The organism is Bacillus sp. FJAT-44742 (assembly GCF_002797315.1).
Classification (GTDB): domain Bacteria; phylum Bacillota; class Bacilli; order Bacillales; family Marinococcaceae; genus Thalassorhabdus; species Thalassorhabdus alkalitolerans.
This window is the reverse complement of sequence record NZ_KZ454936.1, coordinates 412,127-426,115: the sequence shown is the minus strand read 5'-3', so window position 1 is coordinate 426,115 and position 13,989 is coordinate 412,127. Positions and strand designations below refer to the sequence as shown.

At 42.0% G+C, this 13,989-nt stretch carries 10 protein-coding genes; 8 read left to right on the top strand and 2 right to left on the bottom strand.

Annotation, left to right across the window (positions count from 1 at the left end; genetic code table 11):
* Window positions 1–71: 71 nt before the first annotated feature.
* From glgB to CEF17_RS02100, 5 genes are read left to right on the top strand one after another with little or no spacing between them, the layout of a single operon-like run.
* Complete coding sequence (gene glgB / locus CEF17_RS02120) at window positions 72–1,997, top strand: 1,4-alpha-glucan branching protein GlgB (protein WP_100398081.1); 1,926 nt, start codon at window positions 72–74, stop codon at window positions 1,995–1,997.
* Window positions 1,994–3,145, top strand: coding sequence for a glucose-1-phosphate adenylyltransferase (locus tag CEF17_RS02115; RefSeq protein WP_100398080.1), 1,152 nt, complete (start codon window positions 1,994–1,996; stop codon window positions 3,143–3,145). The genes glgB and CEF17_RS02115 overlap by 4 nt, the downstream gene beginning before the upstream one ends.
* Window positions 3,146–3,199: 54 nt before the next feature.
* On the top strand, window positions 3,200–4,309 hold the full coding sequence (gene glgD, locus CEF17_RS02110) for a glucose-1-phosphate adenylyltransferase subunit GlgD (RefSeq protein WP_100398079.1): 1,110 nt from the start codon (window positions 3,200–3,202) through the stop codon (window positions 4,307–4,309).
* Window positions 4,310–4,344: 35 nt separating this feature from the next.
* Window positions 4,345–5,763, top strand: a complete 1,419-nt coding sequence (gene glgA, locus CEF17_RS02105; RefSeq protein ID WP_100398078.1) for a glycogen synthase GlgA — start codon at window positions 4,345–4,347, stop codon at window positions 5,761–5,763.
* Window positions 5,764–5,794: 31 nt separating this feature from the next.
* On the top strand, window positions 5,795–8,224 hold the full coding sequence (locus CEF17_RS02100) for a glycogen/starch/alpha-glucan phosphorylase (protein WP_100398077.1): 2,430 nt from the start codon (window positions 5,795–5,797) through the stop codon (window positions 8,222–8,224).
* A 176-nt stretch (window positions 8,225–8,400) separates the two neighbouring features.
* Here CEF17_RS02100 and CEF17_RS02095 read toward each other — a convergent pair whose 3' ends face one another.
* A complete protein-coding gene (locus CEF17_RS02095) occupies window positions 8,401–9,678 on the bottom strand; it encodes a GntP family permease (RefSeq protein WP_100398076.1) in 1,278 nt (425 codons plus the stop codon).
* Window positions 9,679–9,887: 209 nt separating this feature from the next.
* Entirely contained in the window at window positions 9,888–10,853 is a 966-nt protein-coding gene (locus CEF17_RS02090) for a bile acid:sodium symporter family protein (protein ID WP_100398075.1), read from the bottom strand.
* 299 nt (window positions 10,854–11,152) lie between these two features.
* Here CEF17_RS02090 and CEF17_RS02085 point away from each other — a divergent pair, with 299 nt between their 5' ends.
* The 3 genes from CEF17_RS02085 to uvsE all read left to right on the top strand — a co-directional run bounded on the left by CEF17_RS02085 (window position 11,153) and on the right by uvsE (window position 13,923).
* Window positions 11,153–12,046 carry an SDR family oxidoreductase gene (locus CEF17_RS02085; protein WP_100398074.1) on the top strand — a complete coding sequence of 298 codons (894 nt, stop codon included), beginning with the start codon at window positions 11,153–11,155 and terminating at the stop codon, window positions 12,044–12,046.
* Between the two features lie 426 nt (window positions 12,047–12,472).
* On the top strand, window positions 12,473–13,015 hold the full coding sequence (gene msrA, locus CEF17_RS02080) for a peptide-methionine (S)-S-oxide reductase MsrA (RefSeq protein ID WP_269799435.1): 543 nt from the start codon (window positions 12,473–12,475) through the stop codon (window positions 13,013–13,015).
* Between the two features lie 38 nt (window positions 13,016–13,053).
* Window positions 13,054–13,923: a UV DNA damage repair endonuclease UvsE gene (gene uvsE / locus CEF17_RS02075; RefSeq protein ID WP_100398073.1), complete on the top strand. Its 870-nt coding sequence runs from the start codon at window positions 13,054–13,056 to the stop codon at window positions 13,921–13,923.
* The last annotated feature ends 66 nt before the right edge of the window (window positions 13,924–13,989 follow it).

Sequence of the window (13,989 nt, the reverse complement as noted above, 5' to 3'; positions counted from 1 at the left end):
AACTTATACTAACTCAAAACGGCTCTGTAGTTGACAGCCAGTAACTTTTTCATTTCACCAGGGGGATTGCAATGGATAATTTAGGGATTTCTGAACACGATTTGTATTTATTTCACCAAGGAACTTTTTTTCAAAGCTACGAGACATTTGGCTGCCACCACTTGGTACTTAACGGAGAATCTGGGTACCGCTTTGTTGTCTGGGCTCCTCATGCAAAGCAGGTCAGTGTGGTGGGAGAATTTAACTATTGGAACGGGGATGATTATCCCCTTCACCGGATTAATGACCAGGGAGTATGGGCTGGCTTTTTCACTTCCATTGAAGCTGGTACATCCTACAAGTACAAAATCACCACATCTTATGACGAAACATTATTAAAAGCAGACCCTTATGCTTTCACTTCCGAAGTTCGGCCTGCCACTGCCTCAGTAGCACCAGCTCCATCCACCTATAAATGGAGTGATCAGGAGTGGTTTTCAGAAAGAGAGAAGCAAGCGCCTTATGACTCCCCTCTTCTAGTCTATGAAGTGCATCTGGGTACGTGGAAACGCAAAGATGATGGAACTCTTTATTCCTACCGGGAGCTTGCTGAAACTCTTGTCCCATATGTGAAGGACATGGGGTTCACCCATATCGAACTTCTTCCTTTATCAGAACATCCATATGATCGCTCATGGGGTTATCAGATTACAGGGTATTTCTCTGTCACAAGCAGATTTGGCTCTCCTGATGACTTCCGTTACTTTGTTGATACGTGCCATAAGCATCAAATTGGTGTCATTATGGACTGGGTACCTGGCCATTTTTGTAAAGATAGTCACGGTCTTCGTCTCTTTGATGGCGGTCCCGTATTTGAATATGAAGATTCAAGGAAGGCTGAAAAGCTTTCGTGGGGGACATTAACCTTTGATTTTGGTAAGCCTGAAATCCAGAGTTTTCTTATATCCAACGCTGTTTTCTGGATGAAGGAGTTCCACATCGACGGATTGAGAGTGGACGCAGTAGCTAACATGCTCTATTTAAATTTTGATAAGCATGATGGAGAAGAAAAGATTTATAACACGTACGGTGGAGAAGAGAACCTTGAAGCCATTGCTTTTTTACGCAAGCTGAATGAAACGGTTTTTAAATACCATCCTCATGCATTAATGATGGCTGAAGAAAGTACTTCCTGGCCTCTTGTCAGCTCCCCTACTCATGTTGGCGGGCTTGGCTTTAATTTCAAATGGAACATGGGCTGGATGAATGACATGCTTGAATACATGGAGATGGATCCCGTCCATCGAAAGTGGAATCACTCACTCATTACTTTCTCTTTAATGTATGCCTTTTCAGAGAATTATATTTTACCTTTATCTCATGATGAAGTGGTCCATGGGAAACGTTCCCTTCTTAATAAAATGCCAGGTGACCAATGGCAGCAGTTTGCTCAGCTCAGATTGCTTTACGGCTATATGATGACCCACCCTGGAAAAAAACTACTCTTTATGGGAGGCGAACTGGGCCAATATGATGAATGGAAAGATTTAGATGACCTGGATTGGAACCTTTTAGACTATCCTCTGCACAATAAAATCCATCGTTATGTAAAAGAGCTGAATCACTTTTACCTTGAAGAAAATGCATTGTTTGAAAAAGACCACGAAGGTGAAGGATTTTTTTGGATTAACGCTAATGATTACGAGCAAAGCATTATTTCCTTTGTAAGAAAAGGATTTGATCCTGAAGATGAACTTCTAATTGTATGTAACTTTACACCTGTGGTGCGGTATGACTACCGCGTAGGAGTACCTAAACCAGGCACCTATAAGGAAATATTCAACTCTGACTCTGAAGCTTTCGGAGGTTCCGGGCAAACGAGCTCAGCCCCCCACTTTACTGTTCCTGAACATTGGAACGGCCAAGATCAATATATATCGTTGAAAATACCTCCTCTAGCCATCACTGTATACAGGCGCCTTCCCGAGGGGGAACAAGCAAGGGAGGAAGAACAATGAAAAAAGAATGTGTCGGAATGCTCTTAGCAGGAGGAGAAGGAAAAAGATTAGGACTTCTTACAAAAGATACGGCAAAACCAGCCGTTTATTTTGGCGGGAAATACCGCATTATAGATTTCACATTAAGTAATTGCACAAATTCTAACATTGATACAGTCGGAGTCCTCACCCAATATGAACCTTTGGAATTAAACAAGCATTTGGGCATCGGGAGACCATGGGATATGGATAGAAAGCATGGCGGAGTTTCTGTACTTCCTCCTTTTACCGGAAAAGGTGAAGCAGGGGAATGGTATAAGGGAACAGCTGATGCGATTTATCAAAATATCCAGTTTATCGAGCAATTTAACCCTCAATACATTCTGGTTATCTCAGGAGACCATATTTACAAGATGAACTATGCAGCCATGCTTGATTTTCACAAGGAAAAGAATGCTGATACTTCTATTTCCGTGATAGAGGTGCCATGGGAAGAAGCTTCCCGCTTTGGGATTATGAACACGGCGAGCGATTACTCAGTAACTGAATTCCAGGAAAAACCTGCTGTGCCTAAAAATAATCTTGCTTCTATGGGAATTTATATCTTTACCTGGAGTGTCCTGAAACAATATTTATTGGACGATGCAAAAAGCGAGGTTTCCAGCCATGACTTTGGAAAAGACATTATTCCGGCGATGCTGAGAGATCAAAAGCGACTCTTTGCCTTCCCGTTCAAGGGTTATTGGAAAGACGTTGGAACTATTAACAGCTACTGGGAAGCCAATATGGACTTACTTAAAGAAAGTCCATCTCTTCAGTTAACGGACTACAACTGGCGGATTTATTCAGTCAATCACAATCAGCCCCCTCACTACGTCGGTCCTGGTGCGCAGGTTACGAGCAGCCTAGTAAATGAAGGGTGTCAAATATACGGAAAAGTTCACCACTCCATCTTATTCCACGGCGTAGAAGCTGGCCAAAACTCAACTATTGAGCACTCTGTTATTATGCCAAACGTAAAAATAGGCCGGAATGTAAAAATTGAAAAGGCCATTATTAAAGAGGGAACAATTATTCCTGATAACTGTACGATTCAGTCAGGTCCAAATGAAGAGTTAAGAGTTATAGATAAAGACACGATGCTTGAAGATTTTGCCGTCAGTAAATAAGTAATGATTGGATATTAAACATTCATACATTGACATTCGCTAGGAGGCTCGCAGATGGAACGCATGATGGGCATTATAAATTTAGATCATGAACACGATTTTTTGCAGGAGTTAACTTATTTCAGGTGCGGGGCCGCTGTTCCTTTCGGCGGCCGGTACAGGCTCATCGACTTTGTTCTCTCCAATATGATTAATAGCCAAATCCATGATGTGGCTTTGTTCACCCGGTATAAATACCGTTCTCTTATGGATCATTTAGGCACAGGTGCAGAGTGGGATTTAGACCGAAAAAGGGGCGGGCTATTTATTCTTCCCCCAGACTGGAATGATCCCACTGATATTTCCAGAGGAGATCTTCAGCATTTCCACAATAACAGAGACTTTCTTTACCGGGGAGGACATGCCCAGTATGTATTAATCAGCGGAAGCCAGTTCATTGGCAACGTGGATGTTCAAAAGGCATTCAGGCACCATTTAGAAACAGAAGCTGATGTCACGCTGATCAGCAAGCAATTTGAACAAAAAGAACCTGAACATTCCCCCTGCTTGAAGCTCGAAACAGATGAACAGGGCTGGGTTACGGATATTACTCATGACCAAAATAATTCTCATGTCTTTTCTGGCATGTATATTATTGGGAAACGCTTGCTTTTGAGTCTGGTCGATGAATGTATTGCCTATGAAAAAAGCAGCTTCTTCCTTGACGGAATTAAACGGAACTTAGACCGTCTCCATGTCCAGTCTTACGTGTTCGATGGATATGCAGCAATCATTAATTCTGTTGAAAGTTTTTATAAGCATAATATGAAACTCTTAAACCCAGAGGTCTATCAAAACCTTTTTTACGGGGATCAATTAATATACACAAAAGTAAAAGACGAACCACCCGCTGAGTACTCGCCCTCTTCCTCTATCAGCAATTCATTGATCGCCAATGGCTGCAAAATCGATGGAGAAGTGGAAAACAGCATTTTGTTCCGGGGCGTCAGAGTTGAAAAAGGGGCAAAGGTCAAAAATTCTATCATCATGCAGAAATGCAAGGTAAAAGAAGGAGTACACTTAGAAAATGTCATTTTAGATAAGGACGCCGCGGTTTCAACGGAACGAACATTAATTGGCGGCTCAGAGCAGCCTTTTGTGGTTGCCAAAAGCAAAACATTATAAGTCTATCTTAAACACCAGAAAGGAGTTCCCTTACAATGAATGTTTTATTTGTCGCTTCAGAATGTACCCCTTTCGCCAAAACCGGGGGACTTGCAGATGTCATCGGCTCCCTTCCTCAAGAACTAAAAAAGAATCACCGTGCAGACGTGCGGGTGATTCTTCCTTTATATGAGGATATAGCAGATGAATGGAAGGAACGAATGGAGAAAGTAGGATCTACTACCGTTCCCGTCGGCTGGAGAAATCAAAAAGCCACTCTTTATAAATTAACTCATGACAGCATCACCTACTATTTTATCTACAACGGATACTATTTTGGCAGAAACGGATATTATGGCTATTACGACGATGGCGAGAGGTTCGTTTATTTCAGCAGAGCTGTCATAGAATGTCTGTCCCTTACTGACTTTACTCCTGATATTGTCCATGGTCATGACTGGCAGGCAGGCCTTGCTATCGCCCTGTTTAATATCCTTCAGCCCGTACCGGGGATAAAAACAGTTTTTACGATACATAACTTGAAATACCAGGGAGTCATGGGGATTGATATGTTTCAGGACATGTTAAATCTTCCTGGAGAACACCTCTTTGGTTTTGAATGGAACGGGATGCTCAATTGTATGAAAGCCGCTCTCTTCCACGCAGACAAAATTACTACAGTCAGTCCCTCATATGCCAAAGAAATCCAGTACCCTTACTTCGGTGAAGGGCTGGACTCTATCCTTCGCGACCGGCAAGAGGATGTAGAAGGAATCATTAACGGAATAGACGGTGAAGCTTATAATCCTGAGTCAGATCCCTATTTGGAAGCTCCCTATAAGCAGGATCCAGACGCTAAACAGACCAATAAAGAGGCTCTTCAACGAAAGCTGGACCTTCCAGTAAACAAGGATATACCTGTCATAGGCATTGTTTCGCGCCTGGTGGAACAAAAAGGTCTTCCTCTCGTTCTTCATATGATGCCCGAATTAATGGAACAGGACGTTCAGATTGTAGTGCTTGGCACTGGCGAGAAGGAGCTTGAGGATGGTTTTTCCCATGCAGCTTATCTCTATCCTGACAAAATTTCTGCTAATCTTTACTTTGATGAAGGGTTAGCTCATCAGATTTATGCAGGTTCTGATTTCTTTCTTATGCCGTCTCTCTTTGAACCATGCGGTTTAGGACAGCTTATTGCACTGCAATATGAAACGATCCCTATTGTCCGGGAGATAGGAGGTTTAAAAGATACTGTTGCTTCATTCAATGAGTACACCGGAGAGGGAAATGGTTTCACCTTCCGCAACTATAATGCCCATGACATGTTTAATACAATTAAGTATGCTTTAACAGTTTATGCTGTTCCTGAAAAACGACAAACCCTGCTTACAAACGTTTATCACAGTCAATATGACTGGAAAGATTCAGCCCATCAATATATTTATCTCTATTCATCACTCGTTCCCAGCCAATAAAGAAATAGAAAAAAAGGAGTGGAGCCTTCCAATGATTATGACGGCTGAAAGCATGAAAGAAGCCATTGTTGACAGACTCGAAACGACATTAGGAATTCCTTTTGACCAAGCAACAGAACGTGATATCTATGTGGCTTTAAGTACTCTTGTAAAAGAACAGGTCAGTAAAAATTGGACACGCACCACTCAAACATATAAAAAACAGCAAGAACGACAAGTTTACTATTTTTCTATGGAGTTTTTACTTGGACGTTTAATTGAGAATAATCTTCTTAACCTAGGTCTCCTTGACGTTTGTAATGAAGCGTTGCAGGAATTAGATTTTGTCCCTGAAGAAATATACTCTCAAGAACATGATGCTGGGTTAGGAAATGGCGGACTTGGCCGATTAGCCGCTTGCTTCCTGGATTCCCTTGCTTCCCTTGAGCTGCCGGGCCACGGCTGCGGCATACGTTATAAGTATGGATTGTTTCGCCAGCGTTTTGTTAACGGTCACCAGGTAGAACTGCCTGATTACTGGCTGAAAGAAGATTACGCCTGGGAGACCAGACGTGGTGAGCAAGCGGTAGAAGTTCGTTTTGGCGGAACCGTTGAGATGAATGACAATGATGGCAAATTAACATTCCGTCATAAAGATTATGAAACTGTACTGGCCGTCCCCTATGACGTTCCCATTGTAGGGTATCAGAACAAAACCGTAAATACACTCCGGCTGTGGAGCGCAGAGTCTTCATCGGATGACTTTAATTTTTTTGGAAGCGATAGGGCTGACTACTATAACTACCTTGAATACAAAAGGTCAATCGAACAAATATCCGAATTTCTATACCCTGACGACTCTCATTTTGAAGGCAAAGTATTGCGCTTAAAGCAGCAATATTTCCTGGTGGCCGCCGGCTTAAAAAGTATCCTCCGTTCATATAAAAAGAAGCTTGGCCTGCCCCTCTCCTCTTTGCCAGAAAAAATAAAGATACAAATAAACGATACTCACCCGAGCTTGGTCGTTCCGGAACTCATGAGGATTTTGCTGGATGAAGAAGGGTTAAGCTGGGAGGAAGCATGGGAAATAACGAGGAAAACAGTTGCCTATACCAACCATACAACCTTGAGTGAAGCACTGGAAACATGGCCGACTGAAATGGTAAGAGATCTTCTCCCTCGTATTTTTATGATTATAGATGAAATCAATGAACGTTTCTGCAAAGGCCTATGGTTTGATCACCCTGAACTCCGGGACCAAATACCTGAACTTGCCATTATCGCTTACGATACGATAAGAATGGCTCATCTAGCCATCGTAGGAAGCTTCAGCGTCAATGGTGTTGCTAAGATTCATACAGATATTTTAAAGAAAAAAGAGATGAAAATGTTCTATTCTCTCTATCCGCAAAAATTTAACAACAAAACAAACGGGATCACTCATAGACGCTGGCTGCTTCATGCCAACCCAGAGCTTTCAGCTGCCATAAGTGAAGCAATCGGTGATAAATGGATTGAGCACCCAAAAAACCTGATTGGGCTTCTTCGCTACGTAGATGATAAATCCTTTCAAGAGAAGATTGATAGCGTAAAACGATACAACAAACAACAATTTGCCAAGATCATTAGAGATCAAACAGGAATCATAGTTGATGACCATTCCATTTTTGATGTTCATATTAAACGACTTCATGGGTACAAACGACAGCTTTTAAATATCTTCCATATTATTTATCTTTATAATACTTTACGAGAAAACCCGTCTCTTGATATTACACCCCGGACATTTATTTTCGGGGCAAAAGCTGCTCCCGGGTATCACTTCGCTAAGCAGGTAATCAAACTCATTATTTCTGTGGCGGACATGATCAATAGTGATCCATTGATTAAAAATAAAATCAAGGTCGTCTTTATGGAGAATTACAGTGTAAGCCTGGCTGAAAAGATCATTCCGGCAGCTGATGTAAGTGAACAGATTTCTACAGCAAGCAAAGAAGCATCCGGCACGGGCAACATGAAATTAATGATGAACGGGGCCCTGACTCTAGGGACTCTTGATGGGGCAAACATTGAAATTAAAGATATGGTTGGAAAAGAGAACAGCTTTATTTTCGGCCTCAGTGCGGATGAAGTTCTTCATTATTACAATCACGGTGGATATGTTGCAAGAGATATTTACAACACGGATGACCGAATTCGTACAGTCATGGATCAATTGGTCAATGGATTTTTTGGTTCCGATGAAATGGAATTTAAAGATATTTACTATAACATCCTTTCAAATAATGACGAGTACTTTGTTTTGAAGGACTTTGACAGCTATGAGGAAGCACAGGAACTTGTAGATCAGACATACCGTAACCGAAGTAAATGGATGCAGATGAGCATTACCAATATTGCTCACTCGGGCAAGTTTTCCAGTGACCGGACCATCTCTGAATATGCAGCTGAAATATGGGGGCTTCGATCCACTACCGTATAGTCACCCTTCTCAATAAAAAAGACAAGCTTATCGCTTGTCTTTTTTTGATGAACTAATTTTGCCATAGATTGATTTACCAAATGTCTACCCACTAGTGAATGAGATTGTAGAGTGTTCCCTAAACGTAAGCGAAGAGATAAAGAACAAAACTCATCTGTCAGTCTCTACATATTACATTACGTTAAAAAGATGTGCCCCATCACCCCAAACAATAATGTTGATATCAACGTAATCACTCCCCCGACTAAAAATTCATACGGAAGCAGCTGAAATCTTTCTTTTAATGACATATCCACTGCAGCTCTGGAAATATGAAAAAGCGTGCCTTGTGGCATATTATCAAACATCCCGGCTCCGGCATGAAGCATAGCTGCCCCTGCCAAAGGATGCACTCCCAGCTCCAGTATTGATGGAGCAAACACATTTCCGGCTACAGCTGCCGCTGCCGAAGTAGAGCCTGTTGCGACAGACATGCTCATCCCCGCTACGGGTGCAAGCATATATGCAGGCATCCCTAATTGATCAATTCCGGTAATAATTATCTCTATCAGTTCAGAGTGAGCGATAATACCTGCCAGCGTCCCTGTGCCAATCAAAAGGATGGCAACCCCGCTCATTCTTTTGAGTCCTTCATGAGCAAAATGATTCAGGTCTTTTCCTTTTTTCATCATAAATGCTCCAATTGCTCCCCCAGCAGGCAAAGCAACCAAAGGGTCTATGGCAATACCGAATAAGGGCTGAAGGAGAAGAAGACCAATAGCTGCTGCAGGCCCTGACAAAGAAGCTGTCAGTGAAGGGAGCTCAGAGGTACTCACTTTTTCTGTTTCCTTCTTGTCTACCTTCTCCCCTTTATGCTGAAGATGCCTGGCGATAATATAGGTTATCCATATCCCTCCTAAAGCGGGCACAATCCCGGCAAACATCACTGTCGTCAGAGGAAGCTGAAATGCATCAGCTACTGCAATCGTGTTAGGGTTGGGAGATATAATGTTTCCGGCCTTTCCTCCGCATGTGATAGCAAGAAGTACAGCCATTTTCGAAAGGTTGGCTTTATGGGCAATGGATAATGCTATCGGAGCCACAGTTAAGACAGCAACCCCTATAAACACACCAACACCTGTCAGAACCATCATGGCCCCAGCAATAGCGAGCAAGGCTTTGGATACCCCTAATCGGTTAAAAATTTGCTCAGCTATTGTCCGAGCAGCTCCCGATTCTATCAGCACCCCTGCCAACACTCCGGCTGCCAGTACTCTTAACACTACACCAGTCATACCACCTGCACCGTCTATCATTACCAGTACAGTGTCTTCAATTGTTATTCCTCCTGCTATGCCTGCAAATAAAGCTCCTATCATCATCGCATAAGCGGGACTTACTTTTTTTATAATGAAAAAAATAGTCAGCCCAAGGCCCAGTAACGTGCCTAAGGCTGAGATTTCGATACCATTCATGGGGGCGTCTCCTACGTATCTATTTTATGTAAATCAAATAACTAGAGTTTCTCTACTATTTCAATGTTTTTTATGTATCTCCTCTTTTAAATACCTATTATTCTCATTTTTTGTCGAAAAGAAAAATAATATTCTCTAACAAGGGGCACTTTCCTTCGTAATTATTTGCTGTATATAAAAAGAACGCAGGATCCCTGCGTTCTTTCCTTTTAGGATTTTATATCCATCCCCTCACGGTCCTTACTGGTCTTTTTCTTGGATCCCGACCAAAGGGATACGAGAGCCGGTCCGGAAATATTATGCCAAACGGAAAAGATGGCACTTGGCAAAGCAGCAAGCGGTGTAAAATGCACGGTAGCGAGTGTAGCTCCAAGGCCTGAATTCTGCATGCCCACTTCAATTGAAATCGCTCTTCTTTTTGTCTCATCCAGACCGCAGACTTTCGCTGTTGCATATCCAAGCAAATAACCAAAACCATTATGCAGGATGACAGCTGCAAATATAGCCAGGCCGGAAGTTATCAAGTTCTCTGTGTTTGCTCCAATGACAGCTGCAACGATAGCCAGAATCGCAACGATGGAAACAATGGGAAGGGCGGCTGTTCCCTTTTCTACTGTTTCAGGCATAAAACGCCTAACAAGGATACCTAATGCAATAGGTATGATAATAACCTGGATAATTGACATAAACATTGCACCTGCATCAACAGGAAGCCATTCCCCTGCAAGAACCAATAAAATGAACGGCGTCAAAAAAGGAGCCAGCATTGTAGAAACGGAAGTCATGGCAACCGACACTGGCACATCACCTTTTGCTAGATAAACCATTACGTTGGATGCCGTGCCGCCAGGACACGCACCTACTAAAACAAGCCCCGCTGCAAGTTCAGGAGGAAGCTGCAAAGCGATGGCTAACCCGAAAGCAACCAGGGGCATAATAACAAATTGTGCAACTATTCCAATAAATACCGGCAGAGGTTTTTTAGCTACTACCGCAAAATCTGACAACCTCATCGTCAAGCCCATGCCAAACATTATAATTCCAAGAAGAATTGTAATATATGGAGCAATCCAGACAAAGCCTTCTGGCACAGCAAAAGCAATAAGTGCAATGAGAATAACAAACACTGCAAAATATTTGCTGAAAAAATTACTCGTCCTTTCCAAACTATTCATCTCTCTCACCCTTTATGTATTATTTCACAGGTCTTTATTTTAACTTTTCAAACTTTTTAATTCAACCTTTTACAACATTAAAGTAAAAAAGCAATCTTTTCCTTATTTATTCTCTCGAAGGCTAAAGGTTATTTCATCTGAACACATTCTCTTCCTCAATTTTTTAGGCATATTAGCCTGCCTGTAGATAAAGGAAGTGCCTCCCAAAGTTCTTCTGCCTCCAAAGTATATGTTTAAAACTATCCTTTGCGGGTAGAAAAAAACTAGTCTCATACGAATTATTCTTGGAGGTGTGTTTCTTGTCAAAAAAACCAAATCAGCCTGACCACGCTTATGAAGAACAACCTGATATTCAACCCCCTCAGCATCAGGATCGTCAGCCAGGTATTGAATCTGAAATGGAACCTCAGCCTTATCCGGAAGAAAAAGATTACAAACCAGCCGGCAAGCTGAAAGGCAAGGTTGCTTTAATTACAGGCGGAGACAGCGGCATTGGCCGGGCAACAGCCATTGCTTTTGCCAAGGAAGGTGCTGACATGGTGATTTCTTATTTAGATGAGCACAAGGACGCTGAAGAAACCAAAAATCGTGTAGAAGAAATTGGTCAAAAAGCTGTTCTCATCCCAGGTCATGTGGGGGACCGCTCCCATTGTCAAAGACTGATTGATGACACAATCAATGAGTTCGGAAAGCTGGATATCCTGGTAAATAATGCGGCAGAACAGCATCCTAAAGACGGCTTAGAGGAGATCGACCTTGATGACATGGAGCAGACCTTTCAAACGAATATATTTTCCATGTTTTATTTAACTAAAGCAGCTCTTCCTCACTTACAAGAAGGAAGTTCAATCATCAATACGACTTCTGTCGTAGCTTATCGAGGCAACCCGGGGTTAATCGACTACTCTGCAACAAAGGGTGCCGTTACCTCATTTACTCGTTCAATGGCTGTTTCATTGGCCAAAAAAGGGATCAGAGTGAACGGTGTAGCCCCGGGACCTGTCTGGACACCACTAATCCCTGCTACCTTTGATGAGGATCATGTGGACAAATTTGGCGGCAATACGGAAATGGACCGTCCAGGTCAGCCAGCAGAGCTCGCTCCTGCTTATGTTTACTTGGCAAGTGAAGATTCCTCATTCATGTCAGGACAGGTTCTCCACTTAAACGGCGGTATGGTAGTAAACGGATAAAATCTGGAAGGGCTGTTCCCTGAGTCTACGTCAGGCTTGTCAAAGGGGCAGCCCTTTATTGATAAACATAGCATGGTAGTGCCCCCTATTGTTAATCATTCGTTTATTTAGTGTACTTTTCTGGTCCATATGGCAGCTTTTCGGGTCAATTCGTTAGTAATTGGATCACTCTGAAGTTATTTGGGTCAATTTTGTTGTTATTTAAGTCAATTCGGTCCTTATTTGGGTCAAATTTATCACTAATTGGGTCAAAATAGATAACTTTTCGGTCAACTGACTTAATTAGACAAAATCTACCCCTCCCCTTCCATCCACTCTATATGCTGAATTGCTTCCTTTCCAACCTTCTCAACGCGCTTCCTTTCCTCGTTTTTCATGCACCTGTTATAATGTTATTCTACTTATTGTTGAAAGGACGTGAGACTTGTGGGGGATCAAGCTGTAAATTCCACATTAGAAAAAGCTACCTTTGCCGGAGGATGTTTTTGGTGCATGGTTAAGCCATTTGAAGAAATGGACGGCATAATTGAAGTTGTTTCCGGCTATACCGGAGGACATAAAGAAAATCCAACATACGAACAGGTAAAAACCGGGGCCACCGGCCATTATGAAGCTGTTCAGATCACTTACGACCCAACTATTTTCCCTTATGAAAAACTATTGGATATTTACTGGCCCCAGGTTGATCCAACAGACAATGAAGGGCAATTTCATGACCGTGGCCCTCAGTACAGGCCTGCAGTCTTTTTCCATAATGAAAAGCAAAAAGAACTAGCCGAACTGTCAAGAAAGGAAATTGAAACAAGCGGTCGTTTTTCCAAGCCTGTAGTAACCCCTATACTCCCTGCAGCACCTTTTTATCCCGCAGAGGACTATCATCAGAAGTTCCACAAGAAAAATCCTAAAGAGTATAAAGAAGACCGTGCAAAATCAGGAAGAGATGAATTTATGACTAAACATTGGGGATAATTGTCTACTGTCTACATAAGAGAGGAGGAGGCACAGCTATGAGGCTTGGATACCCTTGCCAAAACTTAACTCTGCCAAGCCGGTTTAGAACGTGCCGGCTGCAAACGATGAAAACAGAAGGAGAAGAAAAGGTAAAAGAGCTGGCACTTCACAATTTCAAAGAACTCCAACGAGTATTGGAATGGAATATTACAGAAAATATTACTTTCTTTCGTATCAGCAGTGATATTGTCCCGTTTGGAAGTCATCCCCTTTTGGAATGGGAATGGTGGAAAGATGATGATATCTTAGCCGCTGCCTCCTCTATTAAAAAACTCCAGCAAAAGCACAATATGCGTTTAAGTGTGCATCCAGGACAATATACTGTATTAAATTCACCCAAAGAAAATATTGTGGAAAATGCTGTCTCGGATCTTGAGTATCACGGACACTTACTCTCTCTTTGCGGAGGAACAGATATGATTCTTCATATTGGGGGCGGATATGGAGATAAAGAATCTGCCAAAGAAAGATTTATCACCAACTTTGATAAAGTAAGCCCTTTTGTTAAAGAAAGCCTTCGTCTAGAAAATGATGATAAAACATACCACATTGAAGATGTACTTGAAGTCTCCAACCATCTTAAGGTACCGGCTTGCTTTGATATTCACCATCACCGTTGCAATCCGCCTGGGGAAAATAAGACGAGGAGTTACATTGAAGACGTATTTTTAACTTGGAAGAATAAGAGCATCCGTCCTAAAATGCATATTAGTTCTGGTAAAGCTCATCAAGTTGATACCTCTCATGCCGATTATATAAACGATGAAGATTTTCATTCTTTTATAGACCTTTTGCCGGATACAAATATCGATCTAATGCTTGAAGCAAAGAAAAAAGAGAAAGCTGTGTTCGCTTTACGAAAGTAGCTGATCATGTTTACTTTTTTGGTGGAGGCGTTGTCAATGCTCCGTTTCCATATTACAATATAAATG